Raw genomic sequence first — 26,499 nt, forward strand, 5'->3', positions numbered from 1 at the left:
GGAGGGGGTGCGCCGAGGTGTGCTGCGCGGGGCCATTCGTACCGCCGGGTCACCGGGCGGCCGGGCCCCCGGTCACCGCCGGGTCGAACGCCTCGCCGGTCCGGTCGAACCCGCTGTCGGCCGGATCGAACAGCGCGTCGCCCACCGCCGTCCGGGCGTAGAGGACGCTGTGGCCGGCCCGGTGGGCGCTGGTCAGACCGGCCGCGCGCAGGGCGGTCAGGTGCTGCGAGACGCCGGCGGCGGACAGCCCGGTGCGGCGGGCCAGCTCGGTGGTCGAGGCCGGGGAGTCCAGTTCCGCGAGCAGCCGGGCCCGGGACCGGCCGAGCACCGCGGCCAGCGCGTCCGAGCGCTCGGCCGTCCCCGGCCGGGACTCCCACAGGGTGGCGGCGCCGCGCGCCGGGTAGCTCAGCTGCGGGGGATCCGGTGGCAGCACCCTGGTCAGCACCCGCGGCCAGACGAAGGCGGACGGCAGGAGCAGCAGCCCGGCCCCGGCGTTCAGCCGGGTGACCGCGCAGTGCCGCCGGTCCAGGAGCAGCGCCGTGCCGTCCCAGCGGACCGTCTCGTGCAGGTCGTCCAGCATCCGCGCGGTGCCCTGCGCGGCGGCCTGCCGGGAGCGGTGGAACACGTCCGCCTCCAGCAGCGTGCGGATCCGCGCCCAGTACGGGGCGAGGGCGAGCTGCCAGTACGCCTCGATCTCGGCGGTGAGCCGGGGCAGCTGTGCCGCCGGGTCGCGGTACAGCGGCTCCAGGACGGGCGGCAGGCGGCCGCCGGCCTCGGCGGCCAGGACGTCGAGGTCGGCCCGGACCTGGGCGGCGCCGGTGGCCGCGATCGCCGTCAGCTCCTCGGCCAGGGTGGGGGAGGACCCCGCCGGGGCGGGGTTGAGGAAGTCCGGCAGGTGGCCGGTGTGCGGGACCATCCCGGCCAGCCGGCCGCGGTCCAGCCCGGTGGTGGCCAGCCGCCCGCGGACCTGCTCGGCCCAGCGGCGGTGCGGCTCGGGGACGGCGGCCCCGGCGAGGGCGCGCAGACCGCCGACCACCTCCTGCATCGGGGAGACCGCGAAGCGGGTCAGCGCCACGTCGTTCGCGGAGAAGTGCAGTGCCGTGCGCATACGGGCCCCTCCCCGGAGATTCGGCCCCAGCTTAATCACTGGTGGGCGCTGCGGGCCGGGCCGGACGATGCGGGGGACGGACGCACCACCGGACGGCACCGAAAGACGACGGAGATCCCGCATGTCCACTGGCACCACCACCCACGCCCACCCGGCCCGCGAGCGGGCGCTGCGGCTGCGCGAGCTCCTCGCGGACGGCGTCCTCGTCCTGCCCAACGCCTGGGACGCGGGCAGCGCCGCCGTCATCGCCTCGGCCGGCGCCCCGGCGATCGCCACCACCAGCGGTGGCGTGTCCTGGTCGCTCGGCCGCGGGGACGGCCACCGGCTGGCCCGGGGGGAGGCCGTCGAGGCGGCCCGCCGGATCGTCGCGGCCGTGGACGTGCCGGTCACCGTCGACGCCGAGGGCGGGTACGGTCCGCTGCCCGCCGACGTGGCCGCGACCGTGACGGCCCTGGTCGGGGCCGGTGCGGTCGGCGTCAACCTGGAGGACTCGACCGCCGTCGGCGGCCCGCTGCACCCGGTGGCCGAACAGGCCGGGCGGCTGCGCGCGGCCCGGGCGGCGGCGGCCGCGGCCGGCCTCCCCGAGCTGGTGCTGAACGCCCGCACGGACGTCTTCCTGTTCGGGCTGGGCGGACTCGACGACGTGCTGGCCCGGGCCGGGGCCTACGCCGCGGCGGGCGCCGACGGCCTCTTCGTCCCCGGGCTGCTGGACCTCGACCTGCTCGCCGAGCTGTGCCGGCGCTCCCCGCTGCCGGTGAACGCGATGGCCGTCGCCGGGGGGCCGGGCGTCGCCGAACTCGCCGCCGCGGGGGTGCGGCGGGTCACCGTCGGCACCGGCCTCGCCCAGCTCGCCTACACCGCCGCCCGGCGCGCCGCCGCCGAACTGCTCGGGCCCGGGACGGTGCGGGAGCTGGACGGCGCGCTCGGGTTCGGCGACCTGAACGGGCTGTACGGGGGCTGAACGGGCCGTACCGGGGCTGACCGGCGACGGCCCGGGTGCCCGGGCCGTCGCCCCGCCGGTCCGTCAGCCGGTGAAACCCAGCTCGCCGAGGCTCTGCTCGATCCGGGCGCGGTGCGCGGCCTCCCAGTCGTCCAGCGACTCGGCGGCCTCCTCGGCCAGCTTGGCCCGGGCCGCGGCCAGCGTCGGCGCGCGCCCGGCGGCGGGGACCACCACCACGCCCTCCTCGTCGGCCACCACCACGTCCCCGGCCGCGACCAGGACGCCGCCGCAGCGCACCGGGCCGCCGTGCGCCCCGAGGGCCCGCTTCGCCCCCGGGATCGGGATCACCCCCCGGGCGAAGACCGGGAAGCCGAGCTCCCGCACCTCGCCGAGGTCGCGGATCAGGCCGTCGGCCACGAATGCGGCGACGCCCCGGCGCTGCGCCACCGCGCACACGTTGCCCCCGGCCAGCGCGTGGTCCGGGTCGCCCGACTCGACGACGATCACGGCGCCCGGCTCGGCCCGGTAGATCGCCGCGTGCAGCATCAGGTTGTCGCCCGGCGGGCACCGTACGGTGAACGCCGGGCCGGCCACCCGGGGCGCCCCCGACCAGAGCGGGCGGATGCCGGCGTCCATGACCCGCTCGCGCCCGAGCACGTCGGCCAGGGTGGTGGTGGGGATGTCCTTGAAGTCCTCGTCCATGGTTCCTCGTCCTCCGGGTGGGGATGCCGTCGAGCGATGGTTCCACGGCCCGTCCGCGACGCTCCCGGACGGGCGCCCGCACGCACCGGGGCCTGCCGGGGCGCGGCCCCTCCGGGCACCGGTCGGGCTGATCCGCCCCGACGGGTCGGCCGGTCGAAGTAGCCTTCGTGCATGGCAGAGAGCAAGGTCCGGAAGGCCGCGGCACCGAAGGCCCGGCCGGCCGTGAGGGCGAGGAAGCCGGAGTCGCACCTGGCGATGGTGCGGCGGGCGCGGCGGATCAACCGGGAGCTGGCGGAGCTGTACCCGTACGCGCACCCGGAGCTGGACTTCGAGAACCCGTTCCAGCTGCTGGTGGCCACGGTGCTGTCGGCGCAGACCACGGACCTGCGGGTGAACCAGACGACGCCCGCACTGTTCGCGAAGTACCCGACGCCGGAGGACATGGCGGCGGCGAACCCGGAGGAGCTGGAGGAGGTCATCCGCCCGACCGGCTTCTTCCGGAACAAGGCGAAGGCGCTGATCGGCCTCTCGGTCGCGCTGCGCGACGGGTTCGGCGGCGAGGTGCCGGGGCGCCTGGAGGACCTGGTGACGCTGCCGGGCGTGGGCCGCAAGACCGCCAACGTGGTCCTCGGCAACGTCTTCGGAGTGCCCGGGATCACCGTGGACACCCACTTCGGCCGGCTGGCCCGGCGGTTCGCCTGGACGGCCGAGGAGGACCCGGTGAAGGTCGAGGCGGTGGTCGCCGAGATCTTCCCGAAGTCGGAGTGGACGATGCTGTCGCACCGGGTGGTCTTCCACGGCCGCCGGATCTGCCACTCCCGCAACCCCGCCTGCGGGGCCTGCCCGATCGCCCCGCTCTGCCCGGCGTACGGGGAGGGCGAGACGGACCCGGAGAAGGCGCGCAAGCTGCTCAAGTACGAGATGGGCGGCCGGCCCGGCCAGCGGTTGAAGCCGCCGGCGGACTTCCCCGGCGAGGCCGCCGCACGGGCCGACGCCGACGCCCACCTGGGCCGGGTCGCGGACCTGGCGGTGGGCGAGTGACGCGCGGGGCGCAGGAGATGCCGGAGGCGCGGGAGGCCCGGGTGATCGAGCGGGACGGCCTGCCGGCCTGGCTGGAGCCGGTGCGGGAGGCGGCCGAGCGGGTCCTGCCGGAGCAGCTGAGCCGCTTCCTGCCGCCGGCCGAGGGCGGCCGGGCGGCGGCGGTGCTGATGCTCTTCGGCGAGGGGCCGGACGGGCCGGACCTCCTGTTGATCGAGCGGGCCCGCTCGCTGCGCTCGCACGCCGGCCAGCCGTCCTTCCCGGGCGGCGCGCTGGATCCGGAGGACGGCGACCCGCAGGGCCCGGGCCCGGTCGCGGCGGCGCTTCGGGAGGCCTGGGAGGAGACCGGGCTGGACCCGGCCGGGGTGCAGGTGTTCGCGGCGCTGCCCGCGCTGTACATCCCGGTGAGCCGGTTCGTGGTGACCCCGGTGCTCGGCTGGTGGCGGGTGGAGTCGCCGGTGCGGCCGGTGGACCGCGGGGAGACGGGCGCGGTGTTCCGGGTGCCGGTCGCCGAGCTCGCCGACCCGGCGAACCGGGTGCGGCTGCGGCACCCCTCCGGGCACGTCGGGCCGGCCTTCGCGGTCGCCGGCCGGCTGGTCTGGGGGTTCACGGCGGGGGTGATCGACCGGGTGCTGCACCACAGCGGCCTGGAGCGGCCCTGGGACCCGTCCCGGGTCGTCGACCTCTCGGACGAGGCGCTGGCCCTGGTCCAGGGAGACCTCGACCACTCCAGCGCGCTGCCGGGCGGCGACGCCGGCTCCTCGTGAGGGGCCGTCGGTACGGCCGGGCCGGGGGCCGTGGGAGGGTGTCGGGGTGAACGTCCTGGATGTGCTGCTGATCGCCGCTGCCGTGGGATTCGCCGTGTCGGGCTACCGGCAGGGCTTCGTGGTGGGTGTGTTGTCCCTGGTCGGGTTCCTGGGCGGCGGGCTGCTGGCCGTCCAGTTGCTGCCGCTGCTGCTGGACCACCTCAGCCCGGGCACCACGGCCTCGGTGGTGGCCGTGGTGGTGGTGATCGTGTTCGCCGCGATCGGCCAGGCGGTCACCGCGCACTTCGGCTGGAAGCTCCGCGGGCACATCGACCGCCGTCCGGCCCGGGTGCTGGACGCGCTGGGCGGCTCGGCCGTGAACGTGGTCTCGATGCTGCTGGTGGCCTGGCTGATCGGTTCGGCGCTGGCCGGGGCGTCGCTGCCGACGGTGTCCAAGCAGGTCCGCTCCTCGGCGATCCTCGGGGGTGTGCAGAACGCGCTGCCCGACGACGCGCCGAACTGGTTCTCGGACTTCTCCAAGGTGCTCGCCCGCAACGGCTTCCCGCAGGTCTTCAACCCGTTCGAGCACGAGCCGATCACCCAGGTCGACACGCCGGACCCGGCGCTGGCGGGCACCCCGGCGGTGGCGCGGGCGAAGCAGAGCCTGGTCAAGGTGGTCGGCACCGCCACCTCCTGCGGCAAGACCCTGGAGGGCAGCGGGTTCGTCTTCGCCCCGCACCGGGTGATGACCAACGCCCACGTGGTGGGCGGGGTCGACGAGCCCACCGTGCAGATCGGCGGGACGGGCCAGCTGTACGACGCGACGGTGGTCCGCTACGACTGGCAGCGCGACATCGCGGTGCTGGACGTCCCCAAGCTGAACGCGCCCCCGCTGACCTTCGCGGGCGAGGCGAAGACCAACGACAGCGCGATCGTGGCGGGCTTCCCGGAGAACGGCGCCTTCAACGTCCAGCCGGCCCGCATCCGGGGCCGGATCCAGGCCAACGGCCCGGACATCTACCACCGCGGCCAGGTGGTGCGCGACGTCTACTCGGTCCGCTCGCTGGTCCGCCAGGGCAACAGCGGCGGCCCGCTGCTCACCCCGGACGGCCAGGTGTACGGCGTGGTGTTCGCCAAGTCGCTGGACAGCGCGGACACCGGGTACGTGCTGACCGCGGCCGAGGTGCGGGAGGACGCGGAGAAGGGCAGCACCGCGAGCAGCCGGGTGGACACCCAGGGCTGCGCGCTCTGACCGCGGCCGGCGGGCCGCACCCGCCGGCCGGGCCCCCGCCCCGGTCGGCTCCGCCCTCCGGCGGGGAAGCACCGGGGACGCGCCGGCGGGGAAGCACCGGGGACGCGCCGGCGGGGAAGCATCGGGGACGCGCCGGGGGCACTCCGCCGGATGTCCGTCGGATCGTCAGTCCCCCCTGGTAGCCTCTGCCGCGCTCACCCGTTCGGCTCAACCGGGCGCCGTCCCGGAGTGAGTCGCACGGGAGGTCGGGGAAGTCCGATGATGGGTCACTCGCACGCGGTCAGCGGGGCGATGCTGTACGCGGCCTCGGCGCCGTTCCTGCCCCCGCTGCTGCTGCACACCACGCTGCAGCCCGCGGACATACTGATGGGCACCGTGCTGTGCGCGGGTGCGGCCCTGCTGCCGGACCTCGACCACCACGACGGCTCGATCGCCAACTTCCTCGGCCCGCTCTCCAAGGCCCTCTGCCGCTTCGTGGCCTGGGCCTCGGGCGGGCACCGGCACGCCACCCACTCGCTGCTCTTCGTCGCGCTGATGGGCGGCGGCACCTGGGCCGGGGTCACCTTCCTGGGCCGGAACTTCACCCTCGCGCTGACGTTCTTCCTGCTCGCGCTGGCGATCCGGGCGCTGCGGCTCTGCCCGCCGGGGGACGGTCCGCAGACCTGGATCACCATCGTCGGGCTGTCCGCGCTGGGCACCTTCGGGATGAACACCTGGATGCCGAACTCGCCCGGCTGGCTGCCCTACGCGGTGGCGCTGGGCACGCTGGCGCACCTGCTGGGCGACTGCCTGACCAAGAAGGGCGCGCCGCTGCTGTGGCCGCACAAGGAGCGCTACGAGGTGGTGCTGATCAAGCGCAGCGGCAACAGCGTGGAGACCAAGGTGCTGGTGCCGATCATGTCGGTGGCGACCTTCGTCCTGCTCTGGTTCACGGCGCTGTCGCCCACGATCGTGAACTGACCGGCCGGGCGCCGGGGCCGCCGGGCCGCCGGCCGGTCGGGCCGGTGACGCCGGGCGGTGCGGCGCGGGGCCTCAGGTCTCGCGCCGCAGTCGTGCGCCGACCCAGCGGGCGCGCCGGCCCAGGATGCGCGGGATGCCGAGCTGGCGCTGCGCCGGCCGCTGGCGGCGGTCGAGGCCGTCGAAGCCGAGGTCGTCCGCCCGGTCGGGGCGGTGGGCGGAGCGCTGGGAGCTGTTCTGGCGTTGGGCGCGCGGGGCACCGCCGCGATCGGGCATCCAGGTCATACCGGAATGGATGCCCCTGGGCCGGTGGGGGTAATCGCCCGGGTCGCGTCGAAGTTGTCCTATGCGCTTGTCATATGAGCTCAGCGTCAAGGGAGTTGGGGGCCGAAGGCCCTTCCCGCGGGACCCGCCGAAAGGGCCCGTGCCTCACTCCTTGTGGTGGCCGATCCAGTCCAGCAGCTCCGCGGTGAACTGCTCCGGAACCTCCTCGTGCGGGAAGTGCCCCACCCCGGGCAGCAGCCGCCAGCGGTACGGCGCCGCCACGTACTCGCCGCCGCCGAGCGCGGTGCGCGACAGCAGCACCGGGTCCGCCGCGCCCTGGACGTGCAGGGTCGGCGCCGTGATCGGCTTCTTCATCCGCCGGGCGAACTGGATGCCGTCCGGGCGCGCCATCGAACGCAGCAGCCAGCGGTACGGCTCGATCGAGCAGTGCGCCGTGCTCGGGATCTGGATCGCCTGCCGGTACGCGTGCTTGGCCGCCCCGTCGAGCTGGTTCGGCCCGGTCCAGGCGTCCAGGTAGTGGCCGACCAGCGCGGCGTCGTCGGCCACCAGGCGGCGTTCCGGTATCCACGGCCGCTGGAAGCCCAGCACGTGCTCGAAGGCGGCCGCCTGGCGGCGGTCGGTCAGCAGGGCCCGGCGCAGGTCCCGGGGGTGCGCGGCGGAGACGACGGTGAGGCTCTGGATCACCGACGGGCGCATCACCGCCGCGACCCAGGCCAGCGTCCCGCCGGAGGCGTGGCCGACCAGGTGCGCCCGGCGTTCGCCGAGCGAGCGGATCACCCCGGTGATGTCCAGCGCCAGGTTGCCCGGGTCGTACCCGCGCGGGGTGCGGTCGCTGCCGCCGATGCCCCGCAGGTCGAGGGCCACCGCCCGGTAGCCGGCCTCGGCCAGCGCGGTCAGCTGGTGGCGCCAGGCCCACCAGTACTCGGGCCAGCCGTGCACCAGCAGCACCAGCGGGCCCGCGCCGAGCTCGGCGATGTGGAACCGGGCGCCGTTGGCCGCCAGGTCGCGGTGCGTCCACGGGCCGGCCTGCCGGACGCTCCAGGCCTCGGCGGCGTCGTCGACGGCACCGCCGGCGGCCTCCTCGGCGGGCTCCCGTCCGGGGGCCGGGGCGGGGCCGGATGCGGCGGACGGCTGCGCGGGTACGGGCTTCTGGTCAAGCGGCATACCGAGAGCGTGTCACATCCGTGCGCCGGACACGTGCCCGGCACTCGCTCCCGGCGGGTCCGGGAGCGCCCGGCGGGCCGCCGTCCGACGGGCCGGCGCGCCGCCGCCGGGGAGGGACGGGCGGGCCGCCGGACCGGCCGTCACCGGACGGGCGGGCGGGCGGTTACGGGATGCGGCCCAGGCCCCGGTCGATCTCCTCCTGGGTGGCCGGGCGCGGCCGGGCGTTCTTCAGCACGTCGGCGGTCCTCTGCGCGCCCTCGATGGTGCGGTGCGGCTTCTCGATCTTCTTGAACGAGCGCCAGGCCAGCAGCCCGAGCACCACCGCGAGCAGCACGTAGGCGGCCGCCACGATCAGGAAGGACCAGCCGAGCGAGAGGCCCAGCGCGTGGATGCCGAACGCGGCGGCGGCGCTGAACATCGGGACGGAGGCCAGCAGCACCACGCCGGCGACGGCCAGTGAGACGCCCCCGGACACGCCGCGCTTGACGTCCGCCCGGATCTCGGCCTTGGCGAGCGCGATCTCGTCGTGGACGAGCGCGGACAGGTCGGCGGTGGCCGCCGCGAACAGCTGCCCCACCGAACGCTCGCCCTCGTAGGGCGCCCGGCCGTAGCTGGACGGGTCTGCGGCTCCTGCGGGCATCAGCGGTTCTCCTCTGCGGCTGTGCGGCGTGACGCCGCCGTGTGGTGCGGTTCCGGAGGCCGGTGGGGGCCCGGAGGCGTCCGTGGACTGTCGACAGCTCAGAATCATGCCCCTACCGGTCAGTCGCACACCACTCCGGGGCCCCGCCGGGGGGACGTGTCCCGGGCCGGGGAGGGCCGCCGGAGGGCCTCAGGGCGCCTTCCCGGGCCCCTCCTCGCGGGGGTGCCGGGTGAGGTCGGCGACCCGGGCCCGCCAGGCCGGGTCGTCCTGCTGGTAGACGTCCGGGACTCCGTCGCCGTCCACGTCCCGGTCCTCCTCCTCGCACAGCGCGCGGTAGTGCCGGTTGCGCAGCTTGAGCAGCACGGTGGCGATCGTCGCGCAGAACAGCGAGCCGACCAGGACGGCGGTCTTGGCCAGGTCGGCGAGGGCCGGGTCGCCGGGGAAGGCCAGCTCGCTGATGAGCAGCGAGACCGTGAAGCCGATGCCGGCGAGCACCGAGACCGCGAAGAGGTCGGCCCAGCTGAGCCGGGGGTTCAGTTCGGCCCGGGTGAAGCGGGCGGCCAGCCAGGTGCCGCCGAAGATGCCGACCGTCTTGCCGACCAGCAGCCCGATGACGATGCCGAGCGGCATGGCCTGGGTGAACACCTCGCGCAGCGCCGGCCCGGAGATCGTCACCCCGGCCGCGAACAGCGCGAAGACCGGGACGGCCAGGCCGGCCGAGAGCGGGCGGACCAGGTGCTCGATGTGCTCGCCGGGGGACTGCTGCTCGTCGCCCTCGCGGTGGCAGCGCAGCATCAGGCCCATCGCGACGCCGGCGACCGTGGCGTGGACGCCGCTCTCGTGCATCAGCGCCCAGGTCAAGAAGGCCAGCGGCACGAACAGGTACCAGCCGTGCACCCCGCGCCGGTGCAGGAACCAGAACAGCACCAGGCCGGCCAGCGCCAGGCCGAGCGCCCAGAACTTGATGCCGGAGCTGTAGAAGACCGCGATGATCAGGATCGCGATCAGGTCGTCCACCACGGCGAGGGTCAGCAGGAAGGCGCGCAGGGCGGACGGCAGGTGGCTGCCGACCACGGCCAGCACGCCGAGCGCGAAGGCGATGTCGGTGGCGGTCGGGATCGCCCAGCCGCCGGGGTGGCCGCCGCCGCCCGAGTTGACGAGCGTGAAGAGGACGGCGGGCAGGGCCACACCGCAGACCGCGGCGACCACCGGCAGCAGCGCGGCGCTCGGGGTGCGCAGCTCGCCCGCGACGAACTCGCGCTTGAGCTCGATGCCGGCCACGAAGAAGAAGATCGTCAGCAGGCCGTCCTTGGCCCAGTTGCCGAGGGTGAGGTCGAGGTGGAGCGGGCCGGACGGGCCGACGGTGTGGTCGAGGACGCTCTGGTAGGCCTGCGGCCAGACGTTGGCCCAGATCAGGGCCACCACGGCGGCGACGAGCAGCAGCACGCCGCCGACCGTCTCGGTCCGCAGGGCGTCGGTGATGAAGGTCCGCTCGGGCAGGGACAGCCGGCCGAGGAACTGCCGGCGGGTCGTCGGCTCGGGGACGGGCGGCTGGTCGGTCACGCGGGACCTCCTGGGGCTGGGAGCGGCAACGGATGCACGGGTGGTGCAGTTGCCGACCAGACTTCCCGGCGCGCCCTGTGACGCCCGGTCTCCTGCTCGGGGACCTTGATGCGTCCTTAGCAGTCTAGCGGGATCGTTCGGGTGACGACCGGATCGTCCTACTGAAGGACTTAAGCCCTGCCGACGGCTTCCGCACCCCCGGGGAGCACCCGCCCTGCACCCGGATGGCCCCGGCCGCATGCAGTCGGGTGAACCCGTCCCTATCGTCGGTCGCAGGCGCCGCCCGACCCGGGGCGGCGCGCCCCCCCGGTGGGGAACGGCCGGGACCGACCGGAGGCACGACCATGCCCAGACCACCCCTCTTACCGCCGTCGCGGCGACTCCCCCGGTGGAGCGCCGACCGATGAACACCGCGCTGTACCCCCCGGTCGGTACCGACGTCCCCGCGGACCTCGACCACCTGCTCCGCCCGCTGTTCCACGCGGCGGGCCCCGGCGGCGGCATCGCCGTCGCCGTGATCCGGGGCGCCGAGCGGACGGTCGCCTGCCGGGGCCACTCCGACCGCTCCGCCGAACGCCCCGTCCGGGCCGACACCCGGTTCGAGCTCGGCTCCGTCACCAAGACGTTCACCGGCCTGCTGCTCGCCGAGATGGCCGCCCGGGGGGACGTCCGCTACGACGACCCGATCGACCGCTACCTCCCCGCGCACGCCGCCCCCGGCTACCCGCACGAGCGGCCGATCACCCTGCTCCACCTGGCCACCCACACCTCGGGCCTGCCCCGGTCACCGGTCGGCCTGCTGCCGGCCGTGGCCCCCCGGTGGTTCACCCGCCCGTACGCCACGTTCGGCCCCGCCCACCTGCTCGGGGCACTGCCGCGGACCCCCGTCCGGGGGACTCCGGGCACGCAGGTGCGCTACTCCAACCTCGGCTGCGGACTGCTCGGGATGCTGCTGGCCAACGCGGCCGGACAGCGTTACGACGACCTGCTGGCCGCCCGGGTCTGCGGGCCGCTCGGCCTGGTGGACACCTCCTGCGGGCCCGGCCCGGAGGACGTCGCCCGGTACCGGCGCGGCCGCCGGGTGCCGTCGTTCCGGCTGCCGGCCCTGCCCGGCGCGGCGGCCCTGCGCTCGACCGCCGACGACATGCTCCGCTACCTGCAGGCGCACCTGTCCCTGGACGCCGTTCCGCTCCCGGAGCCGGCCGACGCGGCGGTGCTGCGGACCGCGCTCGGCGAGGTCCGCCGGCCGCGGGCCGGGCGACGCCGCGGCGGCGGGACCCGGATCTGCCTGGGCTGGAACCAGCGCTCGGGGGCGGGCCCGGACCGGACGCCCGGGGGCGGGCCGGGGGAGGACGAGGGGGTGGAGGAGGAGCTGGTGTTCCACACCGGGTCGACCCGCGGCGGTACCGCCTTCGTCGGGTTCAGTCCACGGGCGGAGGTGGGCCTCGCGGTCATGGCCGGGTCCCGGTCGCTGCGCAGCCGCGGCTTCGTCCAGCGCGCGTACGCCACCCTGCGGACGCTGGCCGCCGACCGGACGGCCGGGAGCGACGGCGTCGGCGGCGAGGACGGCGGGGCCGCGGAGGGCGGGGCCGCCGGTGCCCGGTCCACCGGGCGCGGTGGGCGGGCCGCGCCGGGCGGGGTGGTGCCGGAGTGACGACGGTGCCCCGGGCGGTGGTCACCGCCCGGGGCACCGGTCAGACCGGTCGCGCAGCTCAGCCGTTGCTGGCGGTGGGCGGGAGCTGGGCCTGGATCTGGCTCATCACGGTGCTGTCGGCGAGCGTGGTGGTGTCGCCGACCTCGCGGCCTTCGGCGATGTCGCGCAGGAGGCGGCGCATGATCTTGCCGGAGCGGGTCTTGGGGAGCTCGCCGACGACCTTGATCTGCTTGGGCTTGGCGATCGGGCCCAGGGTGCGGCCGACGTGGGCGCGCAGTTCCTCGACGAGTTCGGGGGTGTCGGTGGCCGTGCCGCGCAGGATGACGAAGGCGACGATGGCCTGGCCGGTGGTGGCGTCGGTGGCGCCGACGACCGCGGACTCGGCCACGGCGGGGTGGCCGACCAGGGCGGACTCGACCTCGGTGGTGGAGATGTTGTGGCCGGAGACGAGCATCACGTCGTCGACCCGGCCGAGGAGCCAGATGTCGCCGTCCTCGTCCTTCTTGGCGCCGTCGCCCGCGAAGTAGCGGCCTTCGAAGCGGGACCAGTAGGTGTCGATGTAGCGCTGGTCGTCGCCCCAGATGGTGCGGAGCATGGAGGGCCACGGCTCGGTCAGGACGAGGTAGCCGCCGGAGCCGTTGGGGACCTCGTTGGCCTCGTCGTCGACGACGGTGGCGGCGATGCCGGGCAGCGCGCGCTGGGCGGAGCCGGGCTTGGTCTCGGTGACACCGGGCAGCGGGCTGATCATCATCGCGCCGGTCTCGGTCTGCCACCAGGTGTCCACGATCGGGGTCCGGCCGGCGCCGATGTGCTCGCGGTACCAGATCCACGCCTCGGGGTTGATCGGCTCGCCGACGCTGCCCAGCACCCGCAGCGAGGAGAGGTCGAACTTCGCGGGGATGTCGTCGCCCCACTTCATGAACGTGCGGATCGCGGTCGGCGCGGTGTAGAGGATGGTGACGCCGTACTTCTGCACGATCTCCCAGAACCGGCCCTGGTGCGGGGTGTCCGGGGTGCCCTCGTAGACGACCTGGGTCGCGCCGTTGGCGAGCGGGCCGTAGACGATGTACGAGTGGCCGGTGACCCAGCCGATGTCCGCGGTGCACCAGTACACGTCGGTGTCCGGCTTCAGGTCGAACACCGCGTGGTGGGTGTAGGCGGCCTGGGTGAGGTAGCCGCCGGAGGTGTGCAGGATGCCCTTGGGCTTCCCGGTGGTGCCGGAGGTGTAGAGGATGAACAGCGGGTGCTCGGCCTCGTGCGCCTCGGGGGTGTGCTCGGTGGACTGGCGCGCGGTGATCTCGTGCCACCACACGTCGCGGCCCTCGGTGAAGGCGGTGTCCTGACCGGTGCGGCGCACCACCAGGACGTGTTCGACGCCGTCGACCTTGGTCAGGGCCTCGTCGATGGCGGGCTTGAGCGCGGAGGGCTTGCCGCGGCGGTAGCCGCCGTCGGCGGTGATGACGAGCTTGGCCCGGGCGTCCTGGATGCGGGAGGCGACCGCGTCGGCGGAGAAGCCGCCGAAGACCACCGAGTGGGTGGCGCCGATCCGGGCGCAGGCGAGCATCGCGATGACGGCCTCGGCGATCATCGGCAGGTAGACGGCGACCCGGTCGCCCTTGCGCACACCGAGTTCCAGCAGCGCGTTGGCGGCCTGCGAGACCTCGTCCTTGAGCTGGGCGTAGGTGATCGAGCGGCCGTCACCGGGCTCGCCCTCGAAGTGGATCGCGACCCGCTCGCCCAGGCCGTTCTCGACGTGGCGGTCCACGCAGTTGTAGGCCACGTTGAGGGTGCCGTCGGCGAACCACTTGGCGAACGGCGGGTTCGACCAGTCCAGCGTCTGGGTCGGCTCGACCTCCCAGCTCAGCCGGCGGGCCTGCTCGGCCCAGAACCCCAGACGGTCCTCGGAGGCCTGCGCGTACGCGGCCGCGGTGACGTTGGCGGCTGCGGCGAGCTCTGCCGGCGGGGCGAAACGCCGCTCCTCCTTGAGCAGGTTGGCCAGGCTCTCGTTGCTCAACGCGCACTCCTCATCGAGTCATGATCGGGGACGATCCCGTGCGTGGGGATTGTCCCGTGTGTCCCAGCGCACAGCTCACCAGGCGAACGGGGCACTTGACAAGAGGCTCCTTGGAATTGGTGTAGACCTTTGACCGACTGTCGAACGCCGTGCCGTGCGGCCCGCCGCCCTCGGGGCGACGGGCCGCACGGTGGCTGGAGCCCGTGCCCCGGCCCGCCCGGCGGGGACACGGGCCCGGCTCTCAGGCGGCCAGCTCGGGGGCCTCCCCTCCGGCGTCGACGGGAACCCGCCCGTCCTCATTCACCCGTTCGGCCGTGTCGGCTCCCGCCGGCCCGACCGGCCCGACCGCGCTGAACGTCCCGCTGGCGCGGTCGAGCACGTAGGCCTGGGCGGTGGCGAAGTCGAAGTACATCCCGACCAGTCGCAGGGAGCCCTCCTCGACCCGGCGCTCCACGGCCGGGTTCGCCATCAGCTGGTCCAACTGCTGGACCACGTTGGTGAGGCAGAGCTGCTCCACCAGGTCGACCACCGGGCGGTCGTCGAACCCGGCGGGCACCCGGCGGAGCCGGTCCAGTGCCCCGCGGCCGTTGCGCAGCCAGCGGGCCAGCGGGGTGGGCGGCCCGGGGCGCTCGTGCACGCCGTCCAGCAGGGCCTTCATGGCGCCGCAGCCGGAGTGGCCGCAGACCGTGATCGAGCGCACCTCCAGCACCTCGACCGCGTACTGCACCGCGGCGGCCACCGAGTCGTCGGCCGCGCCCGGCTCGAACGGGGCCGGCACCAGGTTGCCCACGTTGCGGACGGTGAAGAGGTCCCCCGGGCCGCTGTTGGTGATCATGCTGGTGACCATCCGCGAGTCCGCGCAGGTCAGGAAGAGCTGGGACGGGGTCTGCCCCTCCCGGGCCAGCCGGGCGAGTTCGGGCCGGATCAGCGGGGCGGTGTGCTGCTGGAACACCCGGACGCCGTCCAGCAGCCGCCCGTGCGGGTCCTCCTGCTGCTCGATGCAGTGGTGGCCGACCCACGGTGTCCAGGCCCGGCAGCGGTGCGGGCCGGGGGAGCTGCCGGCCCGTACGGTGCCGTCGGGGTCGAGCACCTCGTCGTCCTGGCGGCGCGTCACCATCGAGACCCGGCCGCCGGCTGCCTGGTGGCCCGTCCGCCAGCTGTGCAGCGTCTCGAACGCGGCGTGGTCCAGGAAGGAGCCGTCGTGGACCACCGTGACCTCGGCGCCGGCCGGGATCCCGGCCAGCGCCCGGCTCAGCCGGGGGACGGCGGTGAAGGTGAGCGGGCCGTGCGTCTGGACGGTGACCGCGCCGTCCGGGCCGGGCAGCACGTCCACGTGGGCGCGGGTCAGCCGGTAGAGCGCCAGCAGCACGGCGGTGCCGGCGCCGAACGCGACGCCCCACAGCACGCCGAAGGCCACCACGCCGAGCACGGTGGTCAGGTAGACCGGGAACTCGCGGTGCCGGTGCACGTTGCGGATGTGCGCGAAGCTGACCATCTGCAGCCCGACCACCAGGACCAGCGCGGCCAGCGCGGAGAGCGGGATCCGGCGCAGCCCGCCGGTCAGCGCCAGCGCGGCGGCGAGCACCCAGGCGCCGTGCAGCACGGAGGCCCACCGGCTCTGGGCGCCGGCCCGGACGTTGGCCGTGCTGCGGACGGCGCCGCCTGCGATGGGCAGCCCGCCGACCAGCCCGCTGACCATGTTGGCCAGGCCCTGGCCGCGCAGTTCGCGGTCGAGGTCGCCGGTGCGGTGCGACATCCGGTCGACCGCGACGGCGGACAGCAGCGACTCCACGCTGGCGACGGCGGTGACGGTGAGGACGGCGGCCAGCACACCGGCGAGCGGACCGTGCGGCAGTGCGGGCACCAGGGCGTGCGGCTCCCAGGCGGGCAGCCCGATGTGGGCGAGCCGCAGGCCCAGGGTCAGGGCGAGCGCGGTGGCGGCGGCGACGGCGGCCAGCGGCCCCGGCACCTTGGCCAGCTTCGCGCCCAACGCGCCTGCGCGGCCGGGGAGTCGGGCCAGCCGGGGCCAGCCGAGCAGGACGGCCACCGTCACCGCGCCGACCAGCAGTGCGGGCGGGTGCGGGGCGCCCAACTGCCCGGGCAGCGCGATGATGTTGGCGATCGCGGAGCTCTGCGGGGAGCCGCCCAGGACGACGTGCAGCTGGGCGATGGCGATGGTCAGCCCGACCCCGGCCAGCATGCCGTGCACGATGGCGGGCGAGACGGCGAGCGCCGTGCGGGCCACCCGCCGTACGCCGAGGAGGAGTTGGAGCAGGCCGGCGGCGAGGGTGATGGCGCAGGTGGCCTGCCAGCCGTACTGGCCGATCAGCCCGGCGGTGATCACCGTCAGCGCGGCCGAGGGCCCGCTGACCTGCAGCGGGGTGCCGCCGAACAGTCCGACCACGATGCCGCCGACGGCGGCCGCGGCGAGGCCCGCGGTCAGCGGGGCGCCGGTGGCGAGCGCGATACCGAGGGAGAACGGCACGGCGATCAGGAAGACCACCAGGGAGGCCGAGAGGTCCTGCGCCCAGCGGGCGCGGCCGCCGGGGCCCGGCGGGGCGTGGTCGGTGGTGTCGGAGGCGATGGGTGCGCTGGAGATGTCGAGGGTCATGGTCTTCCCGTCTGTCCGGGGGAACGAACGCAGTCAGGTCCGGCGGTGAGTCCGGGGTGGGGCTCCGGGGCGGATCGGCTGTCGTGGGTCGCGACGGTGTGGCGGGATGGCGTGGGCGCGGCGGGGAGTGCGGGTGTCACCGGCCGGGCGTCGACCATCAGGGCCCGCCAGGGGGCCGGGCGAGGTGCGGGACGTCTCGCCGGGGGCCGTCCGGAACGGACCATCAAGACTCGGTAAACCGAGGGTAATGAAAGCTTTGCACAGCGTCATTCCGGGAGGGAAGGGGAAAACCGTCTGATTCACCCCATTGGGTGGTGTTCGAACGGTCGGGAATCTGCTGGTGGCGTGGGGTGGGGGGTGTGCGGAACGGGCCGCGGCCCTCCCCGTGATCCGGGGGAGGGCCGCGGCCCGTTCGGGTGGTGCGGGGTCAGGCGGGCGCGCCGGCCGGGGCGGGGCGCACGTCGACGGCTGCCGACCCGTCGAGCACGAAGGCCTCGTCCACCTGGGTCGCCAGGTCGATGCCGACCTTGGCGTTGGCCCAGCTCTCCGCGTTGCGCAGGTGGAAGAGGACGGCCTGCTCGGTGTAGCGGCGCGGGTCCCGCCGGCGGTGCGCCGCCTCGGCCTCGCTCCGCAGCTGCTCCAGCACGGCCCGGTTGGCCGGCTCCAGCGCCCGCAGCGGGGGCTCGGCGCCCTGCTCCAGGCGGCGCACCCAGTCCGAGTGCCCGAAGGTGGCGAGCAGGTCGTCGCCGACCTCGCGGCGCAGGAACGCGAGGTCGTCGGGGCCCTGCACCTTGTTGCCGATCACCCGCAGCCGGACGCCGAAGTCGCGGGCGTAGTCCTTGTACTGCCGGTACACGGAGACGCCCTTGCGGGTCGGCTCGGCGATCAGGAAGGTCAGGTCGAAGCGGGTGAACAGCCCGGAGGCGAAGGAGTCCGAGCCCGCCGTCATGTCGGTGACCAGGTACTCGTCGGGGCCGTCCAGCAGGTGGTTGAGCAGCAGCTCCACGGCGCCGACCTTGGAGTGGTAGCAGGCCACGCCGAGGTCCTCCTCGGTGAAGGCGCCGGTGGCCAGCAGGCGGACCGAGCCCTCGTCCAGGGCGATCGGGCGGGCGCAGGCGGCGTAGACCGGGTTCTCCTCGACGATCCGCAGCAGGCGCGAACCGCGGCCGGGCGGCGTGGTCTTGATCATCTCGTCGGCCGAGCGGATCAGCGGGTTGTCGCCGCGCAGGTACTCCTTGATCTCCGGCAGGTGCGCGCCCAGCGAGGGCAGTTCCGCGGCCTGGGCGTCCGTCAGGCCCAGTGCGGGGCCGAGGTGCTGGTTGATGTCGGCGTCGACGGCGATGACCGGTCGGCCGGCGGCGGCCAGGTGGCGGATGAACAGTGCGGACAGCGTGGTCTTCCCGCTGCCGCCCTTGCCGACGAAGGCGATCTTCATCTGGGACTCCGACTCTCGCTCCGGGCCCGCGTGCGGGGCCGCCTGCTCAGGGGTCGCGCCCGCCGGGGGCGCCCTAACTGGAAATCGTTATCGTCTCCGATAGCGGTCATGCTAGCCGGGGTTTGGGCGTGCCCGGTGGAGGGAAGTGAGGATTGCCTCTAAAGGGTGATGCGGGGTTGCTGTTCCGGGAGGGGCCGCCGGTTCATTACTCTCGGGTAGGTGAGCACTGGAACAGATCCCCTCGCCCCGCTGGCCCAGCTCCCCGGGGTGCCCGACGCCGTCGCCGAGGTCCGCAAGGCCGTCGACCGCCTCTACGGCCACCGGGTGATGCGCCGCCGCGCCGCCGAGGTCACCTCCGAGTCCGCGCTGCGCGGCGCCCGCGCGTCGGCGGCGCTGGCCGGGGCGAACTGGCCGCTGGAGGAGGTCCGGCGCCGCAGCGACTTCAGTGCGGACCCGGAGGCCCGCACGGTCGGCGCGGCGCTGCGGATCGCCGCCGAGGCCGGTCAGCTGCTCAGCGTCTGGCGGCACTCGCCGCTCCAGGTGCTGGCCAGGCTCCACCTGCTCGCGGTCGGCGACGCCGACCCGGCGGCCGGGCGGCCCCGCCGGGCGGGCGAGGGCGCGGAGGAGCTGTTCCCGCTGGAGCTGGAGCCGGTGGAGGGCGTCGGGGCCGTCGTGGAGGACGGGCCGCCGCCCGTGCTGCCGCCCGCACCCGGCGCGGAGGAGGTGGCCGCCCGGCTGGACCAGCTCTCCCGGCTGATGGTGGCGCGCGCGGAGGGCCAGGGCGTGGGGACGCCGGCCCTGGTGGTGGCCTCGGTGGTGCACGGCGAACTGCTCGCCCTGCGCCCGTTCGGCGCGCACAACGGGGTGATCGCGCGGGCCGCCCAACGGATCGTGCTGCTCGCCGAGGGGCTGGACCCGAAGTCGATCTGCCCGGCCGAGGTCGGGTTCGCGGAGCTCGGCACCGGCGCCTACCGGCGGGCCCTGGCCGGCTACCTGGCGGGCACGCCGGAGGGGATGGCGGCCTGGATCGCCCACAGCGGCAGGGCGCTGCGGCTCGGCGTGCGGGAGAGCACGGCGGTCTGCGAGGCGATGCAGCGCGGAATGGTCTGAGCGGCCGGGCGGATCCGCCCGCCGGGGCGTCCCGTCACGGGGGTCGGCGGGCGTCCCGTCGGGGTGTCCCGTCACGGGGGTCGGCGGGCGTCCCGTCGGGGTGTCGGCGGGCGCGCTCCGGGCAGACGGATGCGGCGGCACCTGATACTGCCGGGTGCCGCCGCTGGTGCAGATACCGGGTGACCATGCATGCACCGGAAGTGCCGATCAGACGGGGATCCTGCCCGTTCGTCTGGTCCGGCGGCCCGACAGCGGGTCGGCTGCATGTGGGTGCTCGGTTATCTGTACACGCGGTCCGTGGGGCCTGAACTGCGTTGTCGGTTTGACCTCTTCAGGTCCTGACCGGGTCTCGCGGGCCGTGCTTCCTTTGTATCGCGTTTCGGGCGAAAGGGGAACCCGAAACGAGAAGTCTGTGCCAATTGCCCGATTCACCCGGAACTCCGGGCGAGGAGCGGAGCCGGGCCGGCCCGATCCCGGGCCCGACCGGACGCTGCGGTCAGGCCGTCGGACGGCGCCGGCGGGCCAGGTACCAGATCACCCCGGCCGTCACCGCGGCCGCCCCGACCGCCACGGCGGTCAGCACCGAGCCGCTCGGCGCGGAGAACTCCGGGAGCCGCCGCCGCAGTTCCACCGGCCGGTCGAAGACCAGCACCGGCCACTCCCGGGCCTGCGCCTCCTTGCGCAGTGCGCGGTCCGGGTTGACGGCCGACGGGTGGCCGACGGCCTCCAGCAGCGGCAGGTCGGTGGAGGAGTCGCTGTAGGCGTAGGACTCGGTCAGGTCGTAGCCTTCGGACGCGGCCAACTCCCGGATGGCGGAAGCCTTGTTCTCGGCGTACGCGTAGTACTCGATCTCGCCGGTGTAGCAGCCGTCCTCGACCTTGAGCCGGGTGGCGATCACGTGGTCGGCACCCAGCAGCGCGCCGATCGGCTCGACCACCTCGGAGCCGGAGCTGCTGACGATCACCACGTCCCGCCCCGCCGCGTGGTGCTGCTCGATCAGCGAGGCGGCCTCGTCGTAGATGATCGGGTCGATCAGGTTGTGCAGGGTCTCCGCGACGATCTCGCGGACCTGCTGGACGTTCCAGCCGCGGGTGAGCGAGGAGAGGTACTCGCGCATCTTCTCCATCTGGTCGTGGTCCGCGCCGCCGACCAGGAAGACGAACTGGGCGTACGCGCTGCGCAGGACGGCCCGACGGTTGATCAGGCCGCCCTGGTAGAAGGGGCGGCTGAAGGCCAGCGCGCTGGACTTGGCGATGATGGTCTTGTCCAGGTCGAAGAAGGCCGCCGTTCGCAGCCCGCCCGGCCGGGGGGCGACGGCTGAGGGGGTCCGCTCGGGCCCGGTGGCCTCGCCCGGGGACTCGTCGGCGCGGTCGTCGGCGTTCTCGGTGGTGTCCACGGGAACCGAGGATAGAGGGAGCCACAAAACAGGCGGCCATTCGGCGTACTCGCGGGCGTGCGGGTTTGTGTTTCTGGCCGCTCGGGTACACCATGGAAGTCACGGATCGTTCGCGACCGTGCTAACCCGGTCCGGCTCCTCCCCCCCGAGTCGGGCTGTGGATAGACGACCCCCGCTCTCCCCCCCGGCGGGGGTCGTCGCACGTCCGGGCCCATTTTCAGGGCCTGAAGGCCGCTCGCCGCAGGTGCCGCGCCGGCCGACCGGGCGGTGTACGGGGGGTGTCGACACTTCGGCCCATCGGCCCCCTTTCGTCACTCTGCGTCGCTGATTGCTCATGGCTGCCGCTGTCGGCCCGACCGGTTCCCGCCGGCGGTCCGGGGCGGTCGCTGAGGCGTGCCGCGGGACTCGTGGAGCCGCCGCGACCTGCCGCGGGGCGGGGCGGGCCGGGGTTCCGGTTCGGCCCGGTGATCCCCGATCGTCAATTCTTTGTCGAATAGCCCCCCGCCCGGGTGAACGTTTTCATCCACAGCCCCCGAGTTGTCCACAGGGATTCGGAACGTGGATGACGGAAACCGGATCTCCCCCCACCGTGATGGTCGGCGGCGGTCGCCAGACGGATCCCATCCCCTTCCTCTCCCGGGGCCCGTCAGGCGGCCGCTCGCCGCAACCGTCCGACGTGCGCCGTCGGCCGCCCCGGCGGCCCGCGGCGCGGAGGGGAGCCACCATGTCGACGCCGATCGCCGACCACACCACCACCGAGGGGCCCGGGCCCGACGGCCCGCTCGTCATCACCGAGGACGCGGGCCTGGCCGAGCACCTGCTGCGGGTCTGCGCGGCCGCCGGTACCGAGCCCCGGCTGATCCGGGGCGCCCCGCCGCCGCGCGAACTCTGGGAGGGGGCCCCGCTGGTCCTGGTCGGGGACGACCAGGCGGCCCGGTGCGCCGGGCTCGGCCGCCGCGCCGGAGTGCTGCTGCTCGGCCTCGACCTCGACGACCCCGGTGTCTGGGTCAGGGCCGTCCAACTCGGCGCCGAGCACGTGCTGTTCCTGCCCGACGCCGAGGCCTGGCTGCTCGACCGGATCGCCGACGCGGCCGAGGGCGTGGGCTCGCCGGCGCTCACCGTCGCCGTGCTCGGCGGCCGCGGCGGGGCCGGTGCCTCGACACTGGCCTGTGCCCTCGCCGTCACGGCCGCGCGGGCCGGCCGGCGGGCCATGCTCATCGACGGCGATCCCCTGGGCGGCGGCATCGACGTCCTGCTCGGCGGCGAGACGGCCCGGGGGCTGCGCTGGCCGGACCTCGCCGCCTCGCGCGGCCGGGTCAGCGGGGCCGAACTGGCCCGGGCGCTGCCGGTGCTCAGGAGGCTCTCCGCGCTCTCCTGCCTGTCCTGGGACCGCGGCGACATGCTGACCGTGCCCCCGGAGGCCATGCGCAGCGTGCTGGCCGCCTCCAGACGGCGCGGCGGGCTGGTGGTGGTCGATGTGCCGCGCCACCTCGACGCGGCCGCCGGGCAGGCCCTGGAGCAGTCCGACCTCGCACTGCTGGTGGTGCCGGCCGAACTGCGCGCGGTGGCCGCCGCCGACCGGGTCGCCGCGGCGGCGCGGATGAGGCTCGCGGACGTCCGGGCCGTGGTGCGGTCGCCGCGGGCCTCCGGGCTCCCGGCGCACCGGATCGCCCGCGGGCTGCGGATGGAGCTCGCGGGGGAGTTGGGGCCCGAACCCGGGCTGGCGGAGGACGCCGAGAAGGGCGTCCCGCCGGGGATCCGGGAGGGCGGTCCGCTCGCCCGCTTCTGCGGGGCCTTCCTGAACGAGGTGCTGCCGCCGGTTCCGGCGGTCGGAGGAGGTGTCTACTGATGGTCCGTCTGCGCAGAACGGGATCCGCGAGCGGGCCGCCGGGTGGCGGTGACGGCCCGCGGGAGCGGCGCCCGCTCAGGAGCGTCCCGCCGCCCGGCGGGCCGCCCGAGGCGGGGCCCCGGCCCTGTCCGTACGGGCGGACGGCCCGGGAGGAACGGACGGCGGCTCTGGTGGACGCGGTGCGGCTGCGGCTGGCCGAGTCGGGCGCCGCCCCGACGGCGGGCTCGGTCGCGGCGGTGCTGCGGGCCACCCGGCCGCCGCTCGGCGGGGACGAAGTCCTGGACACCGTGCGCTCGCTGCGCGCCGAACTGGTGGGTGCGGGCCCGCTGGAGCGGCTGCTGGCGGCGCCCGACGTCACGGACGTCCTGGTGAACGGTCCGGACGAGGTGTGGGTCGACCGCGGCGGGGGCCTGCACCGGGCCACCGGGATCCGCTTCGCCGATGCCGAGGCGGTGCGGCGGCTGGCGCACCGGCTGGCCACCGCGGCCGGTCGGCGGCTGGACGACGCGCGGCCCTGGGTGGACGCCCGGCTGCCGGACGGCACCCGGCTGCACGCCGTGCTGCCGCCGATCGCGGCCGGCTGCACGCACATCTCGCTACGGGTCTGCCGGCCCCGGCCGTTCACGCTCGACGAGCTGGTCGCCGGCGGGGCGCTGCCGCCCGAGGGCGCCGAGCTCCTGGCCGGCGTGCTGCGGGCCCGGCTCTCGCTGCTGGTCTCCGGGGGGACGGGCACGGGCAAGACCACGCTGCTCGCGGCCCTGCTCGGGCTGGTCGGGCCCGCGGAGCGGATCGTCGTGGCCGAGGACTCGGCCGAGCTGCTACCGGACCATCCGCACGTGGTCCGACTGCAGAGCAGACCGCCCAACCAGGAGGGGCTGGGCGAGCTCACCCTGCGGGATCTCGTCCGGCAGGCGCTGCGGATGCGCCCGGACCGGCTGGTGATCGGGGAGGTCCGCGGGGCCGAGGTGTCGGACCTCCTCGCCGCGCTGAACACCGGGCACGAGGGCGGGTGCGGCACCGTTCACGCCAACACGGCGGCGGACGTGCCGGTCCGGCTCGAGGCGCTGGGAGCGCTCGCGGGGCTCGACCGGCCCGCCCTGCACAGCCAACTCCGGTCCGCGCTCGACCTGGTGGTGCACCTGGTCCGGGAGCCGGGGTCGGGGCGGCGCCGGGTGGCGGAGATCCACACCCTGGTGGCCGGTCGGGACGGCCTGGCCGTCACCAGCCCCGCGGTGGAGTTCCCGGTGGCCGGGGGCCTGGTCCCCGGGGCGGGCTGGGAGCGGTTGGTGGGCCTGCTGGCGGCACGCGGGGTGTCGCTCCCGGCCGGGCCGGTCGGGCCGACCGTGCGGGGGCCGTCGTGACGGCGGCGCCGGGGTCGGCGGGAGCCGTCGTGCGGGCGGCGGCAATCGCGCCGGCCCTGTTGCCGGGCGGGTGTGCGACGGGCGCCCCGGTGCTGCTGGAGGCGTGGGGTCGCAGGGGTCGACGAGAGGGAGGTACCTGAGGTGATGGATCGTCAGACAGCTTTCTGGTGGTCGGCGGTGTTGTGCCTGCCGGCCGCCGCCGGGTGGTGGGCGGTGCAGGGCCGCGTGCCGGGCGGGCGGCGTCGCGGGTTGGTGCCGGCAGGTGGTGGTCCGCCGTCCGGGCCTGTGCCCGGGCCTCCCTTCGGGTCTTCGCCCGGTTTCCCGCCCGGGTCTCCGGTCGGCGTTCTCCCCGGCGTGCGGCCGGGGAGCCCGGGCGCGGGGCGCCGGTGGTGGTGGGCGGCCGGCCGGGCGGCGCCCGAACTGCTCCTGCTGGTGGTGGGATCGGTCGCCGGGCTGGCCACCGACTCCCCGGTGCCGGTGCTCGCCGCGCTGTTCGCGGTGCTGCCACTGCGGCGGTGGCGGCAGCACCGGCGGCTGGCAGCGGCGGCGCGGCGGCGTGCGGCCGCCGTGGTGGAGCTCTGCGCCGGGCTGGCCGGGGAGTTGCGCGGCGGGGCGACACCGGAGCAGGCGCTGCACCTGGTCACCGTCCGGATCGCGGCCGAACCGGACGGGCCGCGTCGCCTCGGCGAGGAGGCGGTGGCGCGGCTCGGGGCGGGCCGGTACGGCGGGGACGTCCCCGCCGCGCTCCACCTGCTCGCCGAACTGCCGGGCGGGAGCGGGGCGTCGGCGATCGCGGCCTGTTGGCGGGTCGCCTCCGACGGTGGCTCGCAGCTGGCCGCCGCCCTGGACCGGGTGGCCGAGGCGCTGCGCGGCGAGCAGGCGCTGGCGGAGGAGGTCGCCGGGGAGTTGGCGGGGCCCCGGGCCACGATCGCCGTCCTGGCGGCCCTGCCGGCCGCCGGGCTGCTGCTGGGCGCGGCGCTCGGGGCCCGGCCGGTGGACGTCCTGCTGCACACGCCCGCGGGACTGGGCTGCCTGGCGGCCGGGGCGGTGCTGGAGGGCCTGGGGGTGCTCTGGACGGCCCGCATCGTCCGGGCGGCCACCAGGGGCGCGTTGGCGTCCCCTGGAGCGCCGGGGGCGTCCCGGAGGGCCGTCGTCCCCCGGGGCGGCGGCCGGGGCTGCGGGATCGCGCGGGTGCGGGCACCCGGACCGGGCGTGGTGTCGCCGTGACGCGGGGGCGGCCGGTCCCCGGGCTGCCGGCAGCGATCGGGCTCCCGGTGCCCCGGCGGGCGCGGTGGGGCGGGGTGTTCGCCCGGGTGCGGGCACGGGCGGGCGGGAGGGGGTGGGAGGCGCCGGCGGCGCGGGCCGGGCCGTCGGCCGGAGGCGGCCGGGGGCGACGGCGGCGGGCCTCCCTGGCGGTCGGTGCCGGGGCCGGTGCGGCGCTGCTGCTGGGCGGGGTCGTCGGGGTGGTCGTCGGGGCCCTGACGACGGCGGGCACGTACTGGTGGTCGGCCCGGATGCCCTCGCCCGTGGACCGGCGGGCGGCACTGGAGGAGGACCAGCTGGCGCGGCAACTTCCCCTGGGTGCGGAACTGTTGGCGGCCTGCCTCGGGTCGGCGGCCTCGCCCTCCGCGGCGGTGTCCGCGGTCGGCCGGAGCCTGGGCGCACCGATCGGGCCCCGGCTGGTCGCCCTCGGCGGCGAACTCGCCCTGGGAGCACCGCCGGAACTGTGCTGGACCCGGCTGGGCGAGCAGCACCCGGCGCTGGCACCGTTGGCGCGCTGCCTGGTGCGGACGAGCCTCGGCGGGGTGCCGGTGGCCGGGCCGCTGATCGGGCTCGCGCAGGCCCAGCGGTCGGCGGCCGCCCGGTCGGCCCGGGCCGGGGTCCGTCGGGCGGGGGTGTTCGCGACCGCTCCGCTCGGGCTCTGCTTCCTGCCGGCCTTCGTGCTGATCGGCGTGGTGCCGGTGGTCATCGGCCTCACCACGCGCTTCACCCAGGGGATGTGAACGGCGGCCGGCACCGACCCGGTACCGGCAGCGTGCGACGACCGGATCCACGGCGGCTTCGACCGCTGGATCGACATCGGAGACAGGAGAGGTCCATGACGGCAGTGACGGCAGTGACGACAGCGGCAGCGGTGACGACAGCGGTGACGGCGGAGACGTCGGTGACGGCGACGGGGTCGGGTTCCGGGCGGGCGCCCCGGCGGTCGCCGGCGGCGTGGCGGCGCCGGCGGCGGTCGGACGCCGGGATGACCACGGCGGAGTACGCCGTGGGCACCCTGGGCGCCTGCGCGCTCGCCGCGGGCCTGTACAAGGTGGTGACCAGCGCGACGTTCACGGCGGCGCTGACCGAGGTGCTGGAGCGGGCCCTTCATGCGACCTAGGACCTGTCTTCGGACCCGCGCCTGCGGGGCGGCGTCGGGGCACGCGCTCCCACGGCCTTCGGCCGGGGCTACCCCCACCTCGCGTTGTCGCCGGTCGGCGGTACCCCACGGCCGTCGGTCGTGGGGTGCCCCCACCGCAGTGGCTCTCCCCCGGCCCGTCGGCCGGGAAGTGCCCCCGTCCTCCGCCTGGCGGTCCACGCACCCCGGTGCCGCCCCGCCCGCCCTCCGGGCGGACGACGGGGGTGCGAAGACGGACCCTGGGGGGCCTCGTCGGACCGGAGTGCCCCGGCA

General features: G+C 75.6%; 22 protein-coding genes. 12 read left to right on the forward strand and 10 right to left on the reverse strand.

What is annotated here, in order from left to right:
• Positions 1–49: 49 nt before the first annotated feature.
• Entirely contained in the window at positions 50–1,108 is a 1,059-nt protein-coding gene (locus ACFYUY_RS14345) for an ArsR/SmtB family transcription factor (protein WP_387900681.1), read from the reverse strand.
• 121 nt (positions 1,109–1,229) lie between these two features.
• Between ACFYUY_RS14345 and ACFYUY_RS14350 the strand changes: the two genes are divergently transcribed.
• Entirely contained in the window at positions 1,230–2,069 is an 840-nt protein-coding gene (locus tag ACFYUY_RS14350) for an isocitrate lyase/phosphoenolpyruvate mutase family protein (RefSeq protein ID WP_360205513.1), read from the forward strand.
• Positions 2,070–2,132: 63 nt separating this feature from the next.
• Here ACFYUY_RS14350 and ACFYUY_RS14355 read toward each other — a convergent pair whose 3' ends face one another.
• Positions 2,133–2,750, reverse strand: coding sequence for an RraA family protein (locus tag ACFYUY_RS14355; RefSeq protein WP_387900683.1), 618 nt, complete (start codon positions 2,748–2,750; stop codon positions 2,133–2,135).
• Between the two features lie 171 nt (positions 2,751–2,921).
• On the opposite strand from ACFYUY_RS14355, the gene nth reads away from it, so the two are divergent.
• The 4 genes from nth (at position 2,922) to ACFYUY_RS14375 (ending at position 6,746) form a co-directional block, all read left to right on the forward strand.
• Complete coding sequence (nth, locus tag ACFYUY_RS14360) at positions 2,922–3,791, forward strand: endonuclease III (RefSeq protein ID WP_360205508.1); 870 nt, start codon at positions 2,922–2,924, stop codon at positions 3,789–3,791.
• A gap of 17 nt (positions 3,792–3,808) precedes the next feature.
• Complete coding sequence (locus ACFYUY_RS14365; protein ID WP_387900685.1) at positions 3,809–4,555, forward strand: NUDIX hydrolase; 747 nt, start codon at positions 3,809–3,811, stop codon at positions 4,553–4,555.
• Positions 4,556–4,601: 46 nt separating this feature from the next.
• On the forward strand, positions 4,602–5,786 hold the full coding sequence (locus ACFYUY_RS14370; protein ID WP_360205502.1) for a MarP family serine protease: 1,185 nt from the start codon (positions 4,602–4,604) through the stop codon (positions 5,784–5,786).
• Positions 5,787–6,044: 258 nt separating this feature from the next.
• On the forward strand, positions 6,045–6,746 hold the full coding sequence (locus tag ACFYUY_RS14375) for a metal-dependent hydrolase (protein WP_360205499.1): 702 nt from the start codon (positions 6,045–6,047) through the stop codon (positions 6,744–6,746).
• A 72-nt stretch (positions 6,747–6,818) separates the two neighbouring features.
• Here the strand turns inward: ACFYUY_RS14375 and ACFYUY_RS14380 are convergent, their stop codons facing one another.
• From ACFYUY_RS14380 to nhaA, 4 genes are all read right to left on the reverse strand, one after another.
• The gene (locus tag ACFYUY_RS14380) at positions 6,819–7,028 is read right to left on the reverse strand and encodes a hypothetical protein (RefSeq protein ID WP_360205496.1); all 210 of its coding nucleotides are present in this window, start codon (positions 7,026–7,028) and stop codon (positions 6,819–6,821) included.
• 144 nt (positions 7,029–7,172) lie between these two features.
• Positions 7,173–8,192 (reverse strand): alpha/beta hydrolase, encoded by a 1,020-nt coding sequence (locus ACFYUY_RS14385; protein WP_360205493.1) that lies wholly within the window; start codon positions 8,190–8,192, stop codon positions 7,173–7,175.
• Positions 8,193–8,355: 163 nt separating this feature from the next.
• A complete protein-coding gene (locus ACFYUY_RS14390) occupies positions 8,356–8,832 on the reverse strand; it encodes a phage holin family protein (RefSeq protein ID WP_360205490.1) in 477 nt (158 codons plus the stop codon).
• A gap of 189 nt (positions 8,833–9,021) precedes the next feature.
• Positions 9,022–10,395, reverse strand: coding sequence for a Na+/H+ antiporter NhaA (nhaA, locus tag ACFYUY_RS14395; RefSeq protein WP_360205488.1), 1,374 nt, complete (start codon positions 10,393–10,395; stop codon positions 9,022–9,024).
• Positions 10,396–10,798: 403 nt separating this feature from the next.
• On the opposite strand from nhaA, the gene ACFYUY_RS14400 reads away from it, so the two are divergent.
• Positions 10,799–12,049: a serine hydrolase domain-containing protein gene (locus ACFYUY_RS14400; RefSeq protein ID WP_387900687.1), complete on the forward strand. Its 1,251-nt coding sequence runs from the start codon at positions 10,799–10,801 to the stop codon at positions 12,047–12,049.
• 58 nt (positions 12,050–12,107) lie between these two features.
• On the opposite strand, the gene acs is transcribed toward ACFYUY_RS14400, so the two are convergent.
• From acs to ACFYUY_RS14415, 3 genes are all read right to left on the reverse strand, one after another.
• Positions 12,108–14,063: an acetate--CoA ligase gene (acs, locus tag ACFYUY_RS14405; RefSeq protein WP_387900689.1), complete on the reverse strand. Its 1,956-nt coding sequence runs from the start codon at positions 14,061–14,063 to the stop codon at positions 12,108–12,110.
• A gap of 241 nt (positions 14,064–14,304) precedes the next feature.
• Positions 14,305–16,674 (reverse strand): SulP family inorganic anion transporter, encoded by a 2,370-nt coding sequence (locus ACFYUY_RS14410; RefSeq protein WP_360217162.1) that lies wholly within the window; start codon positions 16,672–16,674, stop codon positions 14,305–14,307.
• 427 nt (positions 16,675–17,101) lie between these two features.
• Positions 17,102–18,109, reverse strand: a complete 1,008-nt coding sequence (locus ACFYUY_RS14415) for an ATP-binding protein (RefSeq protein WP_360217159.1) — start codon at positions 18,107–18,109, stop codon at positions 17,102–17,104.
• Between the two features lie 219 nt (positions 18,110–18,328).
• Between ACFYUY_RS14415 and ACFYUY_RS14420 the strand changes: the two genes are divergently transcribed.
• Positions 18,329–19,219, forward strand: a complete 891-nt coding sequence (locus ACFYUY_RS14420; RefSeq protein WP_387900691.1) for an oxidoreductase — start codon at positions 18,329–18,331, stop codon at positions 19,217–19,219.
• 496 nt (positions 19,220–19,715) lie between these two features.
• On the opposite strand, the gene ACFYUY_RS14425 is transcribed toward ACFYUY_RS14420, so the two are convergent.
• Positions 19,716–20,513, reverse strand: a complete 798-nt coding sequence (locus tag ACFYUY_RS14425) for an HAD-IB family hydrolase (protein WP_360217168.1) — start codon at positions 20,511–20,513, stop codon at positions 19,716–19,718.
• 826 nt (positions 20,514–21,339) lie between these two features.
• Here ACFYUY_RS14425 and ssd point away from each other — a divergent pair.
• The 5 genes from ssd (at position 21,340) to ACFYUY_RS14450 (ending at position 26,208) form a co-directional block, all read left to right on the forward strand.
• On the forward strand, positions 21,340–22,464 hold the full coding sequence (ssd, locus tag ACFYUY_RS14430; RefSeq protein ID WP_360217153.1) for a septum site-determining protein Ssd: 1,125 nt from the start codon (positions 21,340–21,342) through the stop codon (positions 22,462–22,464).
• A gap of 170 nt (positions 22,465–22,634) precedes the next feature.
• Positions 22,635–23,825 carry a TadA family conjugal transfer-associated ATPase gene (locus tag ACFYUY_RS14435; RefSeq protein WP_387900694.1) on the forward strand — a complete coding sequence of 397 codons (1,191 nt, stop codon included), beginning with the start codon at positions 22,635–22,637 and terminating at the stop codon, positions 23,823–23,825.
• 354 nt (positions 23,826–24,179) lie between these two features.
• Positions 24,180–25,052: a type II secretion system F family protein gene (locus ACFYUY_RS14440; protein WP_387900696.1), complete on the forward strand. Its 873-nt coding sequence runs from the start codon at positions 24,180–24,182 to the stop codon at positions 25,050–25,052.
• 287 nt (positions 25,053–25,339) lie between these two features.
• Positions 25,340–25,828 (forward strand): type II secretion system F family protein, encoded by a 489-nt coding sequence (locus tag ACFYUY_RS14445; protein ID WP_360217147.1) that lies wholly within the window; start codon positions 25,340–25,342, stop codon positions 25,826–25,828.
• A gap of 95 nt (positions 25,829–25,923) precedes the next feature.
• Positions 25,924–26,208, forward strand: a complete 285-nt coding sequence (locus ACFYUY_RS14450; RefSeq protein ID WP_387900698.1) for a DUF4244 domain-containing protein — start codon at positions 25,924–25,926, stop codon at positions 26,206–26,208.
• The last annotated feature ends 291 nt before the right edge of the window (positions 26,209–26,499 follow it).

It is taken from the genome of Kitasatospora sp. NPDC004745 (assembly GCF_042873275.1).
Taxonomy (GTDB): domain Bacteria; phylum Actinomycetota; class Actinomycetes; order Streptomycetales; family Streptomycetaceae; genus Kitasatospora.